The 18968-nt window shown below is 71.2% G+C and carries 17 protein-coding genes and 1 pseudogene; 10 read left to right on the forward strand and 8 right to left on the reverse strand.

Features of this window, described 5'->3' with window-relative positions; translation table 11 throughout:
* Positions 1 to 80: 80 nt before the first annotated feature.
* From STRVI_RS16965 to STRVI_RS16985, 5 genes are all read right to left on the reverse strand, one after another.
* The gene (locus tag STRVI_RS16965; RefSeq protein ID WP_014056892.1) at positions 81 to 872 is read right to left on the reverse strand and encodes an SDR family NAD(P)-dependent oxidoreductase; all 792 of its coding nucleotides are present in this window, start codon (positions 870 to 872) and stop codon (positions 81 to 83) included.
* 154 nt (positions 873 to 1026) lie between these two features.
* Positions 1027 to 2196, reverse strand: a complete 1170-nt coding sequence (locus STRVI_RS16970) for an amidohydrolase family protein (RefSeq protein ID WP_014056893.1) — start codon at positions 2194 to 2196, stop codon at positions 1027 to 1029.
* Positions 2197 to 2199: 3 nt separating this feature from the next.
* Entirely contained in the window at positions 2200 to 3558 is a 1359-nt protein-coding gene (locus tag STRVI_RS16975; protein ID WP_014056894.1) for a glutamine synthetase family protein, read from the reverse strand.
* Between the two features lie 208 nt (positions 3559 to 3766).
* Complete coding sequence (locus STRVI_RS16980) at positions 3767 to 4756, reverse strand: ABC transporter substrate-binding protein (protein WP_014056895.1); 990 nt, start codon at positions 4754 to 4756, stop codon at positions 3767 to 3769.
* Positions 4757 to 4783: 27 nt separating this feature from the next.
* The gene (locus tag STRVI_RS16985; protein WP_014056896.1) at positions 4784 to 5995 is read right to left on the reverse strand and encodes a CdaR family transcriptional regulator; all 1212 of its coding nucleotides are present in this window, start codon (positions 5993 to 5995) and stop codon (positions 4784 to 4786) included.
* Positions 5996 to 6165: 170 nt separating this feature from the next.
* Here STRVI_RS16985 and STRVI_RS16990 point away from each other — a divergent pair, with 170 nt between their 5' ends.
* The 3 genes from STRVI_RS16990 (at position 6166) to STRVI_RS17000 (ending at position 10157) form a co-directional block, all read left to right on the forward strand.
* A complete protein-coding gene (locus STRVI_RS16990; RefSeq protein ID WP_014056897.1) occupies positions 6166 to 7560 on the forward strand; it encodes an MFS transporter in 1395 nt (464 codons plus the stop codon).
* Positions 7557 to 8849, forward strand: a complete 1293-nt coding sequence (locus tag STRVI_RS16995) for an NAD(P)/FAD-dependent oxidoreductase (RefSeq protein ID WP_014056898.1) — start codon at positions 7557 to 7559, stop codon at positions 8847 to 8849. Before STRVI_RS16990 ends, STRVI_RS16995 begins: the two co-directional genes overlap by 4 nt.
* Positions 8850 to 9011: 162 nt before the next feature.
* The gene (locus STRVI_RS17000) at positions 9012 to 10157 is read left to right on the forward strand and encodes a glycoside hydrolase family 88/105 protein (protein WP_043236045.1); all 1146 of its coding nucleotides are present in this window, start codon (positions 9012 to 9014) and stop codon (positions 10155 to 10157) included.
* 75 nt (positions 10158 to 10232) lie between these two features.
* Here the strand turns inward: STRVI_RS17000 and STRVI_RS17005 are convergent, their stop codons facing one another.
* The 3 genes and pseudogenes from STRVI_RS17005 to STRVI_RS17015 all read right to left on the reverse strand — a co-directional run.
* On the reverse strand, positions 10233 to 11315 hold the full coding sequence (locus tag STRVI_RS17005) for a PQQ-dependent sugar dehydrogenase (RefSeq protein ID WP_014056900.1): 1083 nt from the start codon (positions 11313 to 11315) through the stop codon (positions 10233 to 10235).
* An 11-nt stretch (positions 11316 to 11326) separates the two neighbouring features.
* Positions 11327 to 12133, reverse strand: a complete 807-nt coding sequence (locus STRVI_RS17010; RefSeq protein WP_014056901.1) for a hypothetical protein — start codon at positions 12131 to 12133, stop codon at positions 11327 to 11329.
* A 110-nt stretch (positions 12134 to 12243) separates the two neighbouring features.
* Positions 12244 to 13464: pseudogene (locus STRVI_RS17015) on the reverse strand (glycoside hydrolase family 27 protein); the annotation flags it as partial.
* Here STRVI_RS17015 and STRVI_RS52070 point away from each other — a divergent pair.
* The 7 genes from STRVI_RS52070 to pqqE all read left to right on the forward strand — a co-directional run bounded on the left by STRVI_RS52070 (position 13463) and on the right by pqqE (position 18879).
* Positions 13463 to 13717, forward strand: a complete 255-nt coding sequence (locus STRVI_RS52070; RefSeq protein WP_150112896.1) for a hypothetical protein — start codon at positions 13463 to 13465, stop codon at positions 13715 to 13717. The pseudogene STRVI_RS17015 and the gene STRVI_RS52070 sit on opposite strands and share 2 nt — an antisense overlap.
* 27 nt (positions 13718 to 13744) lie before the next feature.
* Positions 13745 to 15538, forward strand: coding sequence for a discoidin domain-containing protein (locus STRVI_RS17020; protein WP_014056904.1), 1794 nt, complete (start codon positions 13745 to 13747; stop codon positions 15536 to 15538).
* 157 nt (positions 15539 to 15695) lie between these two features.
* Positions 15696 to 15839, forward strand: a complete 144-nt coding sequence (pqqA, locus tag STRVI_RS17025; protein ID WP_014056906.1) for a pyrroloquinoline quinone precursor peptide PqqA — start codon at positions 15696 to 15698, stop codon at positions 15837 to 15839.
* Positions 15840 to 15849: 10 nt separating this feature from the next.
* A complete protein-coding gene (pqqB, locus tag STRVI_RS17030; protein WP_014056907.1) occupies positions 15850 to 16764 on the forward strand; it encodes a pyrroloquinoline quinone biosynthesis protein PqqB in 915 nt (304 codons plus the stop codon).
* Positions 16761 to 17468 (forward strand): pyrroloquinoline-quinone synthase PqqC, encoded by a 708-nt coding sequence (gene pqqC / locus STRVI_RS17035; protein ID WP_014056908.1) that lies wholly within the window; start codon positions 16761 to 16763, stop codon positions 17466 to 17468. Before pqqB ends, pqqC begins: the two co-directional genes overlap by 4 nt.
* A complete protein-coding gene (gene pqqD, locus STRVI_RS17040; protein WP_014056909.1) occupies positions 17465 to 17776 on the forward strand; it encodes a pyrroloquinoline quinone biosynthesis peptide chaperone PqqD in 312 nt (103 codons plus the stop codon). Before pqqC ends, pqqD begins: the two co-directional genes overlap by 4 nt.
* A complete protein-coding gene (gene pqqE / locus STRVI_RS17045; RefSeq protein ID WP_014056910.1) occupies positions 17773 to 18879 on the forward strand; it encodes a pyrroloquinoline quinone biosynthesis protein PqqE in 1107 nt (368 codons plus the stop codon). Before pqqD ends, pqqE begins: the two co-directional genes overlap by 4 nt.
* Positions 18880 to 18968 lie beyond the last annotated feature (89 nt).

An 18968-nucleotide genomic window follows, 5' to 3' on the forward strand; every position in this document is an offset into this window, starting at 1 on the left:
CTTTGGCACGGGGGCTCGGCGGTGTCAATGACCCGTGCGCGGACGGGTCATTGACACCGCCCGCGCATCGGACCGTGGCGCTAGCGCTTGCCGCGCTGACCGTCGGCGAGCTGACGGGACGTCTCCCCGGCGCCCGCACCCCGCTGGGCCCGCTCGGCGAGGGTCGGGAACAGCCCGCCGAGAGCGCTGCCCAGGCGCAGCTCCAGCGGGGCCACGTTCACCTCGGCCCGGTTCCGCTCGATGGCCCGGATGGTCGCGGCCGCCACCCGGCGGCTGGAGATCGTACGGACCCCGGTGGGGAGGGACGTGCCCGCGTCGGCGAACATCCCGGCGTCGCCCACGAATCCGGGCTGCACCAGCGAGACCCCCACCCCCGTGCCATGCAGGTCCTGCCGCAGCCCGAGGGCGAAGCCGCGCAGCCCGAACTTGGCCGCGTTGTAGAGCGCGGCGCCGGGGGAGGCCGTACGCCCCGACAGCGAGCCGATCATCACAAGCTGACCGGATCCCGACTCCACCATGCGCGGTGCCATCAGCCGCGACAGCAGCATCGGCGCGCGCAGATTGACGTCAAGGGCACGGTCCAGCTCCTCGGGCCGGTAGTCCAGGACCGGGCCGCTGGAGGGCAGCGCGGCGTTGGCGATGAGGATCCGGGCGTCCGCCGCCTCCTCGATCAGGCGCTCCAGATCGGACCGTTCGGCCAGATCGGCGACGATCACCCGGCCGCCCAGCCGCTCTGCGAGTGGCCGCAGCACCTCCTCGCGGCGCCCGGTGAGCAGCAGCTTGGCACCCTTGGCCGCGAGCGCGTGGGCCAGCGTCTGCCCGATGCCGCCGGTGGCCCCGGTGAGCAGGACGGTCGTGCCGTCGATCCGCATGCGATCTCCTCCGGTTACGGTCGAGTACGTTCCGGCACGGTACTGGGTATGCGCCCCGCGCCGGGCAAGGGCCCCGGCCCCGTCCCGTATGTACGCACGGCCCGCGGCGGCGCGATACCCGGGCGAGCCGCGGGGCCGGTGCGAGGCCGGGGCCCTAGCCCTCGCGCGGGGCCGGGGTGCCGAGGCCGTAGACACGGCGGGCGTTGTCCGCGCCCAGCAGCGCGGCCACCCGCCGGGCGTCGCGGCGCGACCAGGCGCCCTCCGCGACCCAGTGAATCAGCAGCCCGGTCAGCGCCTCCCGGAAGAGCCGCGCCCCCACCACATACAGCTCGGGCAGCCCATAGGCATCGGTCGAGAAGAGCACCTTGCCGAACGGGGCGAGCTCCAGCATCTCGGCGAGCACGGCCCCGGCCCGCGCCCCGGTGTGCGACAGGGCCAGTCCCACATCGGCGTAGACATGGGGGAAGACGGCGGCCAGATAGGCGGCGCCGCGGTGGTACGGATAGCCGTGCAGCAGGATCAGCGTGCAGCCCGTGGGGCGCACCGCGCGGATGAAGTCGGTGAGGGCGAGCGGATCGCAGCGGTCCAGCCGCAGATCGGGATCGCCGAATCCGGTGTGCAGTTGCAGCGGCAGTCCGGTGTACGCCGCCGACCACAGCAGATGGCGCAGCAGTACGGGGTCGGTGACCCGGGCGGCGGCGGTGCCGCCCTGACCGCGCCGGGCGAGCCAGTGCTCGGCGGCGGTGTGGACGGCGCCGGGGCCCGGCGGATCGGGCTCGAAGTCCAGTCCGTAGCGGTAGGCGGCCACCGACTTGAAACCGGCCGCCGTACGGGCCGCCTCCCGGATCCCGTCCGCCACTCCGGCCAGGAAGTCGTCGGCGGTCAGCGAGGTGTCGGCGACCCGCTCCGCCAACTGCTCCAGACGGACGATCTCATGGGCGGTGCCACCCGCCGCGAGGGCCAGCTCCTGAGGGGTGGTCAGATTGCCTGGCAGCCCGGTGTCCACCAGGAATTCGCTGATCCCGGCGGCGCTCAGCAGCCGCCGGGTCACCTCCCGCGGGCCCAACTCGCGCCGCCGGGCGAGGTAGTGGGCGGGCGGGCAGTGCGGTTCGAGGCCGAGCAGCGGCGGACACCAGCGGCGCACCGCGAACCCGAGCTGGCTGTCGAAGAAGGTGGTGCCGAGCGCGGCGGGCGCGTCGGATTCGGTCAGGAACGCCTCGAACGCGGCCGAGCTCAGCTCGGAGCGGACCACCCCATGGCAGTGGTGGTCCACCAGGAGCGGCAGCGGCGGCTCGGTCGGATCCGTCTGCTCGGCGGCCTCCATCGGTCAGTACCGCCTCCGGGTCGCGACGGCGATCTCCCGCGGGGACGACTTCTCGAACAGGGCGGCCTCCGCCCGGCGCACCGCGGCGATCGACTCGAAGAGCGGATCGCCCAGCGCCTCGCGCAGCACCGTCGAGTCCTCGAAGTGCTCCAGCGCGGTGAGCAGCGAGGTGGGCAGCCGCCGCTCGCGCCCCTCGACCGCGGGGTCCCCCGAGACGGGTGGCGGCAGGGAGAGCCCGGAGTCCAGCCCGCCGAGGCCCGCGGCGATGACCGCGCCCGCCACCAGATAGGGGTTGGCCGCCGGGTCGAAGGACTTGATCTCGGCGTTGGCCGCCCCCGGATCGTCCGGTGCGCCGGTGATGAAGCGCACCGCGGCCTCGCGGTTCTCCAGGCCCCAGCACTGGTACGCCCCGGCCCAGCGCGAGGGTTCGAGCCGGAGGTAGCTCGCGGGGGAGGGGGCGCCGATGGCGAGCAGGGCGGGCAGTTCGCGCAGCACCCCGGCGAGGAACGCCTCGGCCGTCGCCGTCATGCCGTGCGGCCCGTCGCCGTCCCGGCACAGATTGCGGTCCCCCTGCCACAGGCTCAGATGGACATGGGCGCCGTTGCCGACCCCGTCCGGGTCCACCACCGGGCCGAACATCGGGTTGAGCCCGGCGCGCCCCGAGCACGCCCGGATCGTCTCCCGCACCAGCACGGCGAGATCGGCGGCGCCGACCGGGTCGGCGGGCGCCAGGGACACCTCGAACTGCCCGGGGGAGTACTCCGGGTGGAGCTGGAGCACCTCGGTGTGCTGCGCGTCCAGCGCCCCGAGCAGCTCGGCGAGGTAGTCGGCGAGGTCGGCCACGCGCGCCATGCCGTAGGCGGGACCGGCGGAGGGGTAGTGCGGCGGGTCCTGGTCCGGGTCGCCGGTGGTGACGACCCACTCGGTCTCGAACCCCATGCGTACGCTCAGCCCCCGCTCCCGCGCCCGCTCGGCCATCCGCCGGGCGAACAGCCGCTGGCAGACGGGGTGCGCCCGGCCCTGCTGGTCGTACCGGTCGACCGGGGCCCAGGCCCAGCCGGGCTGGGCGGCCAGCGGGATGAGCCGGTCCAGGTCGGGGATGAGCCGCAGATCCCCGTCGGGGCCGCCGACATGGCGGCTGGTGGTCATGGAGTCGTCCACGAGAAAGACGTCGAAGACGGGGGACATCCCGACCCCGCGCCGTGCGGCATGGGGCAGCCGCGCGGTGGGCACGGACTTCGCTCGGGTCACCCCCGCGTTGTCCACCCAGGTCAGCGCGATGCCCTGGATTCCGCTCGCGGTGAGCCGCTCGGCCTCCTGCCGAGCCCGTGCGTATGTCTGCTCACGATCGCCGGTCCCCATGGGCGCCTCCTCAGCCACGTCCTGTACGCCGAGACTATTGCCTGCGGACGGTCTTGTGGTGACGCGTTGTCCCGATCGCGTACGGGGTGTGACGGTGGCTTATGCCGGTCGGAGGTTGACACGGCCGGCCGGGGCGTCGAGGGGCCCGGCCCGCCGGTCGAGGGGTTCGGTTTCGGCCATGCGGGACGCCCATGCTGGACGCCCGGTGTCAGCGCCCGAGGCGCTCGGTGATGTCGTGCAGGACGACCCGGGCGGCGGTGGGCCCGGCGTTGAGGTACCAGGGGTCGTCATCGACCTTGACGGTGTGTCCGGCGCGGACCGCGCCCAGCTTCTTCCACAGCGGATGGGACAGATACGTGGCGGTGTCGGTCTTCCCGGGGCGGCCCTGGACGGAGTAGAAGATCCAGTCGCCGTCCATCTGCGGGATCCGCTCACCGCTGAGGTCCTGTGAGATGTCGTCGAAGCGCTGGGACTTGGGGCGGCCGAGCCCCATGTCGTCGGCGATGGTGCCGGTGAACGACTTCTTCCCGAACATCCGCACCCGGTCGGGGTTGAAGCGCACCATCGACAGCTCCGTGTGCTCGCCGCCCAGCTTCTCGCCCTGGTCGGCGGCGTCCTTCTCGAAGCGGGTGAGGAGGGTGCGGGCCCGCTCGCGCCGGCCCACCGCGTCGGCGACGGTCAGCAGATCCTTCTTCCAGTTCACCCCGCGGCCCTTGGTGACCACGGTCGGGGCGATGGCGGACAGGGTGGCGTGGAGATTGCCCTGGGTGCCGTTGACCAGGATCAGATCGGGCTTGGCGGCGGCCAGCTTCTCCATGTTGGGGGAGGTGCGGGTGCCGATGTCCGCCATCGCGCCGAGCGCCTCGGCCTGCCGGGGGAAGGCCGTGCGCAGATAGGTGGGGACCAGCCCGGCGTAGTCGGCGCGGGTGGTGGCCACCGGTACGACGCCGAGGGCGAGCAGATCGTCGAGCTGCCCGGTGCTGATCGCGGCGATGCGCTTCGGCTCGGCCTTCAGCGGCGTACTGCCCTGCTCATGGGCGACGGTGCGAGGGAAGGCGCCGTCGGCCGCTCGGGACTCCGGGGCTTTGGAGGACGTGGAGGACGTCGAGGACGACGCGGCATCCGAGGAGCCGCAGCCGGTGAGGACGGCGCCGGCGAGGGCGGCGGAGAGCAGGGGGAACAGACGGTGGGGGCGCACGGACAACTCCAGTAGCTAAGGTGAGGCTTACCTTACCTTGTCCTGGGTGGCGCTCTCCTGGAGGATGTCGGTCAGGCAGGCGAGATACATCTCGATGGCCTGGGCCGGCTCCCGCACCTGTCTCCCCGACAACTTTCCGATCTTCTCCAGCCGGTACAGGAGTGTGTTCCGGTGGATGTGCAGCCGCTCTGCGACCCGCACCAGATGAAACCCCCCCTCCGCCCAGCCGATCAGCGTCTCCCGCAGGGTCGGCCAGTCGGGCTGTCCGGGCAGCTCCCCCAGCACGGCGTCGGCGAACCGCGCCCGGCTCTGCCGCGGAGCGGACCCCAGCAGATGCGGTATCCGCAGGTCGGCGGCGGTGAAAACGCGGTCGCCCGGGAAGACGGCCGGTCCGGTGCGCAGCGCGGTGGCGGCGTCGCGATAGGAGTGGTGCATCCCGGTGGTGCCCGCGCCGGGTTCGCCGACGGCCATCCGCCCGTCCAGACCGTGCCGGTCGTACAGCAGCGAGAGCAGATGGCCGCAGGCGTCGGCGAGCCGTCCCGGCGCCGTCCGCTCACCGTGCGCGGCGGCCAGCACCACATACCGGCCGGCGGCCTGGACCCCCGCCACGTCCTGCCGGTCCCGGAACACCTCCCGTACGGTCCGCAGCACCGTGATCCGGGAGACCGCCGCCGCGCCCTCGTCCGCCGGGCTCACCTCCAGCAGCACCGCGGCCCGGGCCGGCCCGGGGGCCAGACCCAGCTCCACCGCCCGGGCGTCCACCGCTCCGGCGTCGACCACCTCGGGGTCGTAGAGCGCGATGTCCCGTACGAAGTCGTCGACCGCCCGCTCGTGGAGCAGCCGCGAGCGCAGCAGCGCCGCCTCCTCCAGGAGGATCTCCGTCTGCCGCCGCACCACCAGGCCGAAGCGGTGCACCTCCGCCGGCACCCCGGTCAGACAGACCGTGCCGATCACCTCCTCCCCGACCGTGATCGGCAAGCTCATCCCGGGCCGCACCCCCCGCATCCGGCCCGCCTGCTCGGCGGTGTGGGTGGCGGGCCGCCCGGTGCGCACCACCTCCAGGGACGCCTCGTGGACGGTGCCGACGCGCGCGAGGTCGCCGCAGCCGATGACGACCGCCCCGGGGTCGGTGATCAGCACATTGAAGCCGGTGATCCGGCCGATGTCCTGGGCGATTTCCTGAGCCAGCTCCGGGGTCAGGGCGGGACGGCCACTCATGGGATCGATCGAGGGGTCCATGGATGGATCGTACAAGCGTGGGCTTCCAGATGGCGATCGGTTCGTACGATTCCAACGATGACCGACCGCCGGACGCTGCCTACTGTCTTCGGACATCAGCACCGGGCGCCTCGCGACCGCCCGGCCATCCGTCCTCCTCCTCCCCAGGAGCATCTCCTCAGGAGACGGCCATGAGCACAGCATCCCTGGAGAAATCCCGTCCCACCCGCACCCACTGGCTCATCACGCTCTACGCCGGCGGTGGTGAGTTCTGCGACGGCTACATCCTCAGCATCATCGGCGTCGCGCTTCCGCTTCTCACCGCCGACTACCACCTCAACTCCTTCGACTCCGGAGTGGTCGGCTCCGCCTCCCTGGTCGGCATGTTCGCCGGCGGCCTGGTCTTCGGCTATGTCACCGACCGGGTCGGGCGGCAGAAGGTCTATCTCTTCGATATCGCCGCCTTCATCCTGCTCTCCGCGGCGCAGTTCTTCGTCAGCGATCCCTGGCAGCTCACCGTGCTGCGCTTCCTCATGGGCATCGCCATCGGCGCCGACTTCGCCATCGCGGGCACCATCGCCTCGGAGTTCGCGCCCCGCAACTCCCGGGGCCCGCTGCTGGTCATCATGGTCACCATGTGGTCGGTCGGCGCCGCCGTGGCGTATGTCGTCGGCTGGGCGATGATGTCCTCCGGTTATGACAACTGGCGCTGGATGCTCGCGAGCAGCGCCATCCCCGCCGTCCTCATCCTCCTGTTGCGCTTCGGCACCCCCGAGTCGCCGCGCTGGCTGCTCAGCAAGGGCCGCAACCAGGAAGCGGAGGCCGTGCTGAAGCAGATGCTCGGCCCGGACGCGACCCTGGCCGACCTGGAGGCGGACACCGCCTCGCGCACCCGCTACACCGATATCTTCCGCGGCGCCTATCTGCGCCGGACCATTTTCGTCAGCGTCTTCTGGGCCTGCCAGCTCCTGCCGATCTACGCCATCACCACCTACGAACCCACCATCCTGTCCTCCTTCGGACTGGCCGACGGCAACGACTCCTATCTCGGCTCGGTCGTGGTGCAGATCTTCTTCGTGCTCGGCTCGCTCTCCGGGATCCTGGTCATCAACAAGGGGCGGCGCACCCTGCTCCTGTGGAGCTTCGGCCTCTCCGCGATCCCCCTGCTCTGCCTCGCGGCCATCGCCCGCCCCGCACCGGCGGTCGTGGTCGTCCTCTTCGCGGCCTTCGGCGTGGCGGCCTTCTCCAGTCAGTGTCTGCAGGCCATCTACCCCTCCGAGCTGTTCCCGACCGGAGTGCGGGCCACCGCCAACGGCTTCGCCACCGGCATCAGCCGCGTCGGCGCGGCCATCGGCACCTGGGGAGCGCCCGTCGTCCTGGACCACAGCACCCGGCTGGCCATGCTGCTCGGCGCGGTGATCTGCGTCATCGGCTGGGGCACGTCGTATGTCCTCGCGCCGGAGACCAGCGGGCTCACCCTCGCCGACGCCAGTGCGGCGGACGCGGACTACAGCCCCCGCGGGCGTGCGCGTACCCGCCGTGACACCTCTTCGACCACACCGTCCCCCGCGAAGGAGCCTTCATGACCTCCCCGGACACCCCGCCCGCCACGGTCACGATCGTCGGCGGCGGAGTCGTCGGCCTGGCGTGCGCCCACTACCTCAGTGCCGCCGGGCTGCGGGTCACCGTCCTCGAACGCGACCGGCTGGGCAGCGGCGCGTCCCGCGGCAACGCCGGGGAGGTCTGCCCCGACCTGGTCGAACCGCTGGCCGCGCCCGGTGTCATCGCTACGGCGCTGCGCGGGCTGCACCGTCCGGACAGCGCGCTTGCCATCCACCCCCCGGCCGGTGCCGAACTGCTGCGGTTCCTGGTCCGGTTCGGGCTGCGGGCCACCTCGCGCCGCTACGCGCGGGGGGCCGCCGCCCTCGGCGCGCTCGCGAAGGGCACCTTCGGGCTCTTCGAGGAGCTGGAGGCGGCCGGTGTCGACGGGGAGGCGCATAAGGACGGGTTCCTGTTCGCCTTCCCCTCCCGCGAGTACGCCGCCGAGGCGCTGGCCGCCTTCCGCCGGCTGGACGCGCCCATCGCACCCGGCGGGGTGCTGGAGGGGACCCGGCTCGCGGAGGCGGAGCCCTCGCTCACCGACGGCGCGCGGGCGGGGTTCGTGGTGGAGCGTCAGTGGTCGCTCGACCCGTCGCTCTTCGTGGACCGGCTCGCCGAGCGGCTGCGGGGCCAGGGCGTCGAACTGGTCGAGGGCGCCCGGGTGTCGGCCGTCACGGACCGGGGCGGCCGCACCGAGGTGCGCACCTCGGCGGGGACGTACCGGAGCGACGCGGTGGTCATCGCCGCGGGCGTCTGGTCGCGCGAGCTGGTCCGCGGGCTCGGCCTGGATGTCGACCTGGTGGCGGGCAAGGGGTACAGCTTCTCCGTGGCGGCCGAACCGCCGCCTTCCCGCCTGGTCCACCTCGGCGCGGCCAAGGTGGTGCTCACTCCGATGGGCAAGCGGGTCCGGGTGGCCGGGACGATGGAGTTCGAGCGCGACGCCGACCGGTTCCGGCAGCGGCGCATCGAGGCCATCGTCGCCGCCGCGCGCCCGTATCTGCGCCATGCCGACTGGGACGACCGCCAGGAGGAGTGGGTGGGGCCGCGGCCCATGACCCCCGACGGGCTGCCGCTGATCGGGCCGGTGCCGGGCCATCCCCGGGTGCTGCTGGCGACCGGTCACAACATGCTGGGGCTGATGCTCGCGCCCGCCACCGGCCGGCTGGTGGCCGGACTACTGACGGGTACGGCGGATTCTGGTCTTTCCTCCGCTTTTGCCCCGGTGCGGAGCGTTCGCCGCTATTCTTGGCGTGTACGCGCCACCCGCGGCCGGTGAGCCGAAGGGGCGCACCGCTGTCGAAAGGGAGAGCGCGCGCGGCCCCTTGAGGAACGCAGGGGCCGGGCACGGTCGACCATCGGCAGGGGGTCCCTCCCAGCGGTAGCCGGGGGAGACGTGGGCGCCCCGGAGGCGAACCGAGCCCTGAGAAAAGGGGAACGAGTGATCAGTCGCAGAACGCTGTTCGCGAGCACACTGGGCATCACCGGCGGCCTTCTCCTCCCGACGGCGGGCGCCGGCGCGGCGCCCGCCGACTGGTCCCGGGCGGTGGTGGACTCCACCATCGCCCGCCGCCCCGACCCCGCGTCGCTCGGCGGCTGGGGCTACACCCAGGGGCTGTTCCTGCTCGGCGCCCACCGCGTCTACCAGCGGGTCAAGGAGCCCTCGTACCTGGCGTACATCAAGCGCTGGGTGGACAACTTCGTCGACGCCGACGGCCATATGAGCCGGACCTTCGACAACCTCGACGCGATGCAGTCCGGCAATCTGCTGCTGGTCCTCCACCAGGAGACCGGCGACCCCCGCTACCGGACCGCCGCCGACCAGATCCGGAACCGGATCACCACCTATCCGCGCACCGCCGACGGCGGGATGTGGCACGCCACCGGCAAGACCAACGAACTGTGGGGCGACGGTGTCTTCATGGCCCAGCCCTTCCTGCTGCGCTACGGCATCGCCTACGGCGACCAGGCATACGCGTACGAGGAGGTCACCAGGAACCTCTCGGTGTACTTCCGCCACCTCAAGGCGTCCAACGGGCTGCTCTACCACGCCTATGACGCCGACGGGGACGCCCCCTGGAAGCCCGACGCCGCCACCGGCACCTCCGGCTACTTCTGGGCACGGGCCATCGGCTGGACCGCGATGACCCATGTGGAGGTGCTGGAAATGCTCCCCGCGAACCACCCGCGCCGCGCCGAACTGATCGGCAACGTACGCCACTTGGCGAAGGGTTTCGCGCGCTACCAGGACTCGGCCACCGGCCGCTGGTTCCAGGTCGTCGACAAGGCGAGCGACCCCGGCAACTGGACCGAGACCTCCGCCTCCAGCATGTACACCCTGATGCTGCACGCGGCCCTGGACCACGGCTGGATCAGCGGGGGCGCCTACGCCTCGGCGGCGCGCAGGGGCTATCAGGGCGTGCTGCGGAAGGTGTCGGTCGGCTCCGACGGGCTGACGAACATCTCCGACATCAGCGAGGGCACCAACGTCGGAGACCTGGCCTACTACCTGGGCCGGCCGCGCAATACGAACGACCTCCACGGTCTGGGCGCCTTCCTGCTCATGAACGAGCGGCTCGCACACTGACACGGACGTAGGGGCGCGGCACGGACGTACGGGCGCGGTCCGCGGACCGCGCCCGTACGCTCATCCGCGAAGGCGCTACTTCAACTCGACCTGGAACACCTTGTCCGCGCCCTCCGGCTCCCCGCCGTTGTTGTCGGCGTTGGTCGTGGACAGCCACAGCGTGTTCTTGCCCGGCACGGTCTCCACCGTGCGCAGCCGCCCGTAGGAGCTGGTGTAGTACGCCTTGGGGGTGCCCGCGCTGGTCCCGTCCACCGGGATCCGCCACAGCCGCTCACCGCGCAGCGCCGCCATGTACATCGCGCCGTCGGCGTAGGTGACCCCGCTGGGCGAGGCGTCGCCGACCGGCCACTGGCGCTTGGGGTTGGTCATCCCGGAGGTGGAGCAGTTGCCCTCACAGGTCGGCCAGCCGTAGTTCTTGCCCGATTCGATGAGGTTGAGCTCGTCGTACTTGCTGTTGCCGAACTCGGCCTCCCACAGCCTCCCCTGCGGATCCCAGGTGATGCCCTGCGGATTGCGGTGGCCGTAGGAGTAGATGAGCGTGCCGAACGGATTGCCCGGGGCGGGCTTGCCGTCCGTGGTCATCCGGAGGATCTTGCCGTTGAGGGAGTTCTTGTCCTGGGCGAGATCGGGTGTCTGGGCCTCCCCGGTGGTGGCGTACAGATAGCCGTCCGGGCCGAACTTCAGGCGTCCCCCGTTGTGGTACTTGTTCTTCTTGATGCCGGTGACGAGCGCCTTGTAGCCGCTGAGCGAGGAGCCGTCGTAGGTCATCCGGGCGATGCGGTTGCCGTCGGAGGCGGTGTGCATCAGATAGACGGCGTGGTCGCTGTTCCAGTTCGGGGAGACCGCGATGCCCATCAGCCCGCCCTCACCCCCGGTGGTCACCACATTGGGCACCGTGCCCACCTTGGTCCTGGCGCCCGACTGGGTGAGCTTGTACACGTCGAACGCATCGCGCTGGGTGATCAGGGCCGAGCCGTCGGGCAGCCAGCTCAGCCCCCAGGGGATCGACCAGCCGGACGAGACGGTCTTGATGTCCGAGGGGGCCGAGTCGGCCGCCGAGGTCGCGGCGCTGCCGGTGCCGGTCTGGGTGAGCAGCAGCCCCGCGGTGAGTGCGGTGGTGGCGGCCGCGGCCACCAGGGTCTTCCGATAGCTCTTCATCGCGCGCCCTCCTACTGGAGCTTGTATGCCTTGAAGTTCCGGGTGAGCAGGTATGTGGTCTGGAGGCCGGTGCTGTTCAGGCTCCGGTAGATGCCCCACTTGGGCCGCAGATAGTTCTTGCCGCGCCACAGGTCCAGGCCGGTGCGCTGGTACGCGGCGACCTTCTTGCCGTCGCTGGTCACCGACCAGTCGGCGTACGCGCCCGAGTCGGCCGCCTTGACCTCGACCGACACATCGCTCCAGGTGCCCTGGAGCGGCTTCATGTCGGCGGCCCCGGCCTCGGTGAGGTTGTCGTCGTCGTCCGACGTCCGGATCTCGACCTTCGGGCCGTCGCTGTGCTGGTGCAGCGACATGGTGAACAGTGGAGCGGCCACGTCGCCCACCTTGATCTGCATGATGTGGGTGAAGCCGGTGGTCGCGTCGAGGGTGTCCGGCACATACATCTGGTACTGGATCCGCCAGGTCTCGTTCTTGAGGATCTTGACGGCGGAGCCGTTCTGCTCCATGCCCCTGACCTCTTGGCGCTGGCGGTCGGTGCTGGTGTCGACGTCCTTGGGGTAGTGGATGTCGGTACGGAAACCGCCCTGGTAGGGGTAGATGTGGGTGACACCGGGGTGGGAGTCGGCGCGGTCGTCCTCGGCGCCCTCGAAGGCGTCGGCCACGCTCGCCCCCGATGCGGGGCTCCACTTCAGGCTCCAGGACGCGGCCGGCGTCTGCGGGGACCGCTCGGCACCGTAGGCGACCGCGGCCGGGGCGATCAGCGCGGCCGTCGCCGCGAGAGCGAGGGCGGTGCGTGGTAAGAGCGGTGAACGCTCCATCAAGGATTCTCCTGTCTGATCCTTGTTCACATGGGGGGACTGTAAGGAAGGCTTCCTAACCCGTCAACAGGTCGGCCACGGTCAGTCGCGGTCAGTCTCGGTCAGCCGCGGGAGACCCGGTAGACGACCGTGCCGTGCGCGGGCACCGAGGCGCTGATCGAGCCGCTCGTGGTGGAGGTGGCCTTCGACCACAGATCCTTCAGGCGGTACGAGGACGAGCCGCCGAGGCCGATCGCGCTCGCCGTCGTCGAGATCGTCTTGCTGGACGAGTTCTCGTTGAGCAGCGCCACCGCGTGGTCGCCGTTGGCCAGTTGCTTGGTGTACACGGTCTTCCCGCCACTGGAGGAGACGATGGTGGCCTGCTTGCCCAGAGTGTCCTGGTCGAGCGCGATGATGTCGGTGTTCTTCAGGATCGACTGGGCGGTCGCGGAGGCGTTCCGGATGTCGCTGCCGATCAGCAGCGGCGCCGCCATCATCGCCCACAGGCTGAAGTGGGTGCGGTACTCGGTGGCCGTCATCCCGCCGTTGCCGACCTCCAGCATGTCGGGGTCGTTCCAGTGGCCGGGGCCCGCGTACTGCGCCAGATCGTCGTTGATGTGCAGCTTGTCGATCATGCTGGACCACTTGTCGCTGATGTCGCCGGTGGTGCGCCAGGAGTTGCCGACCGGCTCGCCCCAGGTCCACACCTTGGGGGTGGTCTGGCCCCATTCGCACAGCGAGTAGAGGATCGGGCGGCCGGTGGCGGCGAGCGCGTCGCGCATGGCCTTGTAGCGCTTCTGGGCGTCGACGCCCTGGTTGTTGCAGTTGTCGTACTTGAGGTAGTCCACGCCCCAGGAGGCGAACTGCTTGGCGTCCTGCTTCTCGTGGTCCAGCGCGCCCGGGAAGCCGTTCGCCGCGTTGCAGGTCTTGGTGCCGGCGCTGGTGTAGATCCCGAACTTCAGCCCCTTGGCGTGCACATAGTCCGCCACGGCCTTGATGCCGTTCGGGAAGCGGGTGTGGTGGGGCACCAGATTGCCGCTCGCGTCCCGGCTGGGCTCGGCCCAGCAGTCGTCGATGTTGACGTAGGTGTAGCCCACGTCCTTGAGGCCGAGTGAGACGAACGCGTCGGCAACGCCTTTGACCATGGACTCGTTGAACGAGGCGTCGCAGTGGGTGGCGTTCCAGTTGTTGAAGCCCATCGGGGGCGTACGGGCGAGGCCGTTGTCCAGCGCGACGGCCTGCGGCGCCGCGGTGGTGAGGCTCACGGTGAGGGCGCCGGCGGCGACCGTGGTGGCCGCGGTGACGGTCGCGAGGCAGGAGCGAAGACCGCGTGATCGTGTGGATCTTTGCATGATCATCTCCTTTGAGCGCGGACAGTGCATCGCGGAAGGTAGGAGGTGTGGTGCGATGAGTCAAGGAATGGTGTGGACCAAGGGGGTGGTGGTGTGGGTGGCGGTCGGCGAAAAGTTGCCAACTACCAGCAGGTTCCGCTTGTTTCTTGGCGTCGCACAGGAAATGTACAGCCAAAGAGGTCGGAGGATTTTTGACGCACGCTTATTGACCGGACCCCAACAGCCGGTGACGCTGCAACAGAACGGCACATGACCGTACGCCCCCCGAGAAGGAGCCTTCATGGGCCGCAGATCGCGCCGGCGCCTCGGCGCCTGGCTGGCAGCCGTGCTGTCGCTCGTCGCCACCCTCGCCCTGACCGGCCCCGCCCCGGCGCGGGCCGATGTGATCAACCCCCGCCAGCAGTGGCTGCGCGACTCCCAGGCGGGCCTCTTCCTGCACTGGGGCATGCGCACCTCGCCCGGCTACACCGACTGCTCCGCCTGGGAGAAGGCGGTCACCGACGGCGGCTGGAAGGCCGACTACTGGGTGGCCGAGGCCAAGCAGCTGCACGCCTCCTACCTGGTGCTCGCCTCCTTCCACAGCCGTCTGGGCTACGCGCGGGCCTGGCCGTCCGCCGTCCCCGGAAGCTGCTCCACCAAGCGGGACTTCCTCGGCGAGCTGATCGACGCGGCCAACGCCCAGGGGCTGAAGGTCATGCTCTATATGACCGACGATCCGCAGTGGCATGCCGAGGGCGGCCATGAATGGCTCGACTCGGCGGCCTACTCGGCCTACAAGGGCCATGACGTCGACCTGACCACGCGCGACGGCTTCGGCGAGTACTCCTACGACAACTTCGTGGAAGTGATGCGGAAGTACCCGAAGTTGTCCGGGTTCTGGATCGACAACGACAACGACTACTGGATCGACCACGGGCTCTACGAGAAGATCCGTGCCGACCGTCCCGGCTGGCTGCTGAGCAACAACAACGAAGACACGCCGATCATGGACACGGTCAGCAATGAGCAGAAGACCGGGATGACCCCGGCCTACGACTATCCCCAGGCCATCTGGACCCCGCAGCCCCGGCTCACCGAAGCCTGCTTCAAGCTGCCCAGCAGCGGAGCCTGGTGGTACAGCGGCACCGACTCGGCGGTGGACCACGGACTCACCCTCGGCCGGCTGATCAGCAACTCCGGATCGTCCGTCAAATCGCTGATGGCCGAAACCGCCCAGGTGAACGGGCGCTTCCCCAGCAAGCAGGAAGCCTTCAACGACTACGCCAAGAGCTATCTCGACAAGATCTGGGGGTCGCTGGGCGGCACCGAGGGCGGTGGCTACTCCTACGGCGGACTGCGGCCCGGCGCCTGGAACGACGGCGCCCACGGGGTGACCACGGTGAGCAAGACCGACCCCGACCGTCACTTCGTCCACGTCCTCACCAGGCCCTCGGGCTCCACGCTGACCGTGCGGGACAACGGCTACAAGGCGACCGCTGTCACCGACTTCCGCACCGGCAAGAAGCTGAACTTCCGCCAGAGCGACGGCAGGATCACCATCTCCGGCATCACCGGCTGGGATCCGTACGACACCGTCCTCGCGGTCCGCACCGACGGCCGCCAGGGTGTCGTTCCGGCCAGTTCGATCACCGCGAGCGCCAGCGTCTCCGCGAGCGGCCACCCCGCCTCCGCCGTGCTCGACGGCGATCCGGAGACCTACTGGGACAACAGCACCACCCTGCCCGCCTCGGTCACCTTCGATCTGCGGTCCGCCAAGAGCCTGCGCTATCTGGCGGTGAACCAGCGGGAGTGGTCGGTCTCCTACGCCCGCTCCGACACCGAGCAGTCCGCCCGCATCCGCGACTACCAGGTGCAGGTCTCCAGCGACGGGCGCGACTGGGGCAGCCCGGTGGCGAGCGGAACGCTGCCCAGCGCCCGCGGGGTGGCATTCATCGACCTCCCCGCCACCACCAAGCGCTATGTCCGGCTCACGGTGAACAGCACCTGGGCGGCGGCCACCGACACCAAGCACTACCGCAAGCTGCTGCTCGACGAGGTGCGCATCGGAACCGCCTACCCGAGCAGCGGCTCATGACCCCGTGCCCGACGACGAGGCCATCGACCATCGCGGACGACAGCACCACCCCCGACGGCGGGGCGCTGCGGATCCGGACCGCCGACCAACGGTCCGACTGACGGTCCGTCCCGTCCCGTTGACCAATCCCCACCCAGATGGAAAGCAGGTCGAAGCCATGAACGACACCACACCGCACACGGCTCCCGACGCGACGGACCGGACCCGTACGGACGCCGCGGAAACCGCCTGGCAGACGCCCGACTACGTGGTCGTGGAGACCGCGCTGGAGGTCACCGCCTACTCGCTGAACGCCCGCTGAGCTCCCCGCCATGCGTGTGCGCGTGCTCGGCACCGCGGCGGGTGGCGGCGTACCCCAGTGGAACTGCGCGTGCCCCGGATGCTCCGGGGCACGCGCCCACCCGGGGTGGCGCCGCCGCCATGCCTCGCTCGCCGTCCAGGCCGCCGAAGGCCGCTGGTATCTGGTCAACGCCACCCCCGACCTCGGCGAACAGGTCGAGGACTGCCCCGAGTTGCACCCCGGGCCCGAACCGCGCCGGACCCCGCTGGCCGGGGTGATCCTCACCGACGCCGAACTCGACCACACCCTCGGTATCGCCCGGCTGCGCGAGGCGGACGGCATCGAGATCGTGGCCACCGCACCGGTGCGCAACGCCCTGCTGACCGGACTCCACCTGGGCGAGGTCCTCACCCCGTACGCCCGGCTGGACTGGCGCCCCCTCGGTCCCGAGGACCGGCCGCTCGCCGAGGATTCGCCGCCGGCCGTCGGCGCCGTCCCCGTCTCCGCCAAACGCCCCCGCTACGCGGCCGGACTCGACGCCCCGGACGACGGCGCCCCGGACGACGACGCCTGGGTGGTCGCCCTGCGGCTGACCGACCGCACCACCGGCCGCTCCCTCCTCTACGCCCCCGCGCTCGCCGCCTGGCCCGACGCCTTCCAGCGCGCCGCCGAGAGCGCCGACCACGTCATCGTCGACGGCACGTTCTGGTCCGACGACGAGCCCCTCACCAGCGGCTTCGGCTCGCGTACCGCAACCGCCATGGGGCATCTGCCGATCGACGGACCGGACGGCACGGCGCGGCGGCTCGCCGCACTCCGAGCGCGCACCCTCTACACCCACCTCAACAACACCAACCCCCTCAACGACCCGGCCGCGCCCCAGCACACGGTGCTGCGCGAGCTGGGCGTCGAGGTGGCCGCCGACGGGATGGTGATCGACCTGTGAGCACCCCACGGACACGTCTTGAGGAGCGGCTGCGCGCGGTCGCGCAGGAGCGCTACCACGACCGCCACCCCTTCAACGTACGGATGCACGCGGGCGAGCTCACCCCCGCCGAACTGCGCCGCTGGATTCTCAACCGCTTCCACTACCAGCGCCACATCCCCATCAAGGACGCGCTGATCACCGCCAAACTCGACACCGCACGGCTGCGCCGGATGTGGCTGCGGCGCATCCAGGACCACGACGGCGCCGCCGACGGCGAGGGCGGCATCGAGCGATGGCTGCGGCTCGGCGAGGCCGCCGGCCTGGACCGGGACCGGCTGCTGTCCGGCGCCGAGGTGGTGCCCGGAGTGCGGCTCGCGGTCGACGGCTACGTCAACTTCTGCCGGTTGCGCGGCCCGCTGGAAGCCGTCGCCGCCTCGCTCACCGAGCTGTCCGCGCCCGGCATCATGCTCACCCGTATCGACGCCTTCGAGCGGTACTACCCCTGGATCGAGCGCGCGGGCCTGGCCTACTTCCGCAATCGGGTCGACCAGGGGCGCCGGGACAGCACCGAGGCGCTCGACCTGGTCCTGACCTGGGCGCGGACCCCCGAGGACGAGGACCGCGCGGTGGCGGCGCTCGCGTTCAAATGCGATGTGCTGTGGTCGTTGCTGGACGCGGTCGAGCACGCCGACACCAAGGACGGCCCCGGGGAGGGGGCATGACCGCCGCCGACACCCCGCCCGCCCCGGAGACCCCGCCCGCACCGCCCGAAGCGGCCGGATGGCGGCCCGCGCTGGCCCCCGCCGTGAGCCTGCGCCATGACCGGGTGCGTGACGCCGAGCTGCTGGTGCTGCCCGAGCGGGTGGTGGTGCTGCGGGGCAGCGCCGCACGCATCCTGCGGCTGTGCGACGGCGACCGCGACCTCGACGCCATCGTGGCGGAGCTCACGAGCCGCTTCCCCGGCGCGCCCGTGGCCGAGGACGTGCCCGCCTTCCTCGGCCGGATGCGTACGGAGGGCTGGGTCCGATGACCGCCGCGCCCCGCCCCTGGGCCCTGCTCGCCGAGCTCACCCACGGCTGCCCGCTGCACTGCCCCTACTGCTCCAACCCGCTGGAGCTGGTCCGCCGCTCGCGTGAGCTGTCCACCGCCGAGTGGACGGAGGTGATGCGCCAGGCCGGGGAGTTCGGCGTGGTGCACACCCATCTCTCCGGCGGGGAACCGCTGTTGCGCCCCGATCTGGCCGAGATCGTCATCGCCGCCGAGTCCGCCGGGATCTACACCCAGCTCGTCACCAGCGGTGTGGGCCTGGACGAGCCCCGGCTGGCCGCCCTGATCGCCGCCGGGCTGCGCAGCGTCCAGCTCTCCTTGCAGCACGCCGACCCGGCCGCCTCCGACCGGATCGCCGGATACCGCTCCTTCGCCGCCAAGGAACGGGCCGCCGCCCTGGTGCGCAAGGCCGGTCTGCCGCTCGGGATCAACGTCGTCCTGCACCGCGACAACCTCGACGCGCTCGACGCCATCATCCAGCGCGGTCTGGACTGGGGCGCCGACCGGATCGAGCTGGCCAACACCCAGTTCTACGGCTGGGCGCTGCGCAACCGCGACGCCCTGCTGCCCACCCGCGACCAGCTCGCCCGGGCACGGGAGACGGTGGAGCGCCGGCGGCAGCGGCTGGGCGGCACCGTCGACCTGGTGTGGGTCGTGCCCGACTACTTCGACGGCGTCGCCAAGCCCTGCATGGGCGGCTGGGGCGCGGTCTCGCTGACCGTCGCGCCCGACGGCACCGCGCTGCCCTGCCCCGCCGCCGCGAGCCTGCCGGACCTGGACCCGCCCCATGTGCGCGACCACACCCTGGAGTGGATCTGGGACCACTCCACCGCCTTCAACCGCTACCGGGGCGAGGAGTGGATGCGGGAGCCGTGCCGCACCTGCTCCCGCCGCACCGAGGACTTCGGCGGCTGCCGCTGCCAGGCGTACGCCCTGACCGGCGACGCCGCCCGTACCGACCCGGCCTGTGCGCTCTCCCCGGACCACGGCGTGATCCGCACGCTGACGGACGCCGGGCACCCGGCCGGAGCACAGGCCCCGGCGCGGACCGGCGGCTATGCGTACCGCAAGCCCGGAGGAGGGTGAGACCGGGCGCGGTTTGGCGCATACGCCTCGGCTTCCGTAAAGTTTCGCCGTTGTCCAGGGGAACAGGCGAACCAGAAAGCGGCAGCGGC

It is taken from the genome of Streptomyces violaceusniger Tu 4113 (genome assembly GCF_000147815.2).
GTDB classification, from domain to species: Bacteria; Actinomycetota; Actinomycetes; order Streptomycetales; family Streptomycetaceae; genus Streptomyces; species Streptomyces violaceusniger_A.

What these genes read in the sequence shown, in the direction of transcription:
- STRVI_RS16965 (WP_014056892.1), bottom strand. Translation starts at nt 872, where the DNA reads ATGCGGATCGACGGCACGACCGTCCTGCTCACCGGGGCCACCGGCGGC.
- STRVI_RS16970 (WP_014056893.1), bottom strand. Translation starts at nt 2,196, where the DNA reads ATGGAGGCCGCCGAGCAGACGGATCCGACCGAGCCGCCGCTGCCGCTC.
- STRVI_RS16975 (WP_014056894.1), bottom strand. Translation starts at nt 3,558, where the DNA reads ATGGGGACCGGCGATCGTGAGCAGACATACGCACGGGCTCGGCAGGAG.
- STRVI_RS16985 (WP_014056896.1), bottom strand. Translation starts at nt 5,995, where the DNA reads ATGGACCCCTCGATCGATCCCATGAGTGGCCGTCCCGCCCTGACCCCG.
- STRVI_RS16990 (WP_014056897.1), top strand. Translation starts at nt 6,166, where the DNA reads ATGAGCACAGCATCCCTGGAGAAATCCCGTCCCACCCGCACCCACTGG.
- STRVI_RS16995 (WP_014056898.1), top strand. Translation starts at nt 7,557, where the DNA reads ATGACCTCCCCGGACACCCCGCCCGCCACGGTCACGATCGTCGGCGGC.
- STRVI_RS17005 (WP_014056900.1), bottom strand. Translation starts at nt 11,315, where the DNA reads ATGAAGAGCTATCGGAAGACCCTGGTGGCCGCGGCCGCCACCACCGCA.
- STRVI_RS17010 (WP_014056901.1), bottom strand. Translation starts at nt 12,133, where the DNA reads ATGGAGCGTTCACCGCTCTTACCACGCACCGCCCTCGCTCTCGCGGCG.
- STRVI_RS52070 (WP_150112896.1), top strand. Translation starts at nt 13,463, where the DNA reads ATGATCATCTCCTTTGAGCGCGGACAGTGCATCGCGGAAGGTAGGAGG.
- STRVI_RS17020 (WP_014056904.1), top strand. Translation starts at nt 13,745, where the DNA reads ATGGGCCGCAGATCGCGCCGGCGCCTCGGCGCCTGGCTGGCAGCCGTG.
- pqqA (WP_014056906.1), top strand. Translation starts at nt 15,696, where the DNA reads ATGAACGACACCACACCGCACACGGCTCCCGACGCGACGGACCGGACC.
- pqqB (WP_014056907.1), top strand. Translation starts at nt 15,850, where the DNA reads ATGCGTGTGCGCGTGCTCGGCACCGCGGCGGGTGGCGGCGTACCCCAG.
- pqqD (WP_014056909.1), top strand. Translation starts at nt 17,465, where the DNA reads ATGACCGCCGCCGACACCCCGCCCGCCCCGGAGACCCCGCCCGCACCG.
- pqqE (WP_014056910.1), top strand. Translation starts at nt 17,773, where the DNA reads ATGACCGCCGCGCCCCGCCCCTGGGCCCTGCTCGCCGAGCTCACCCAC.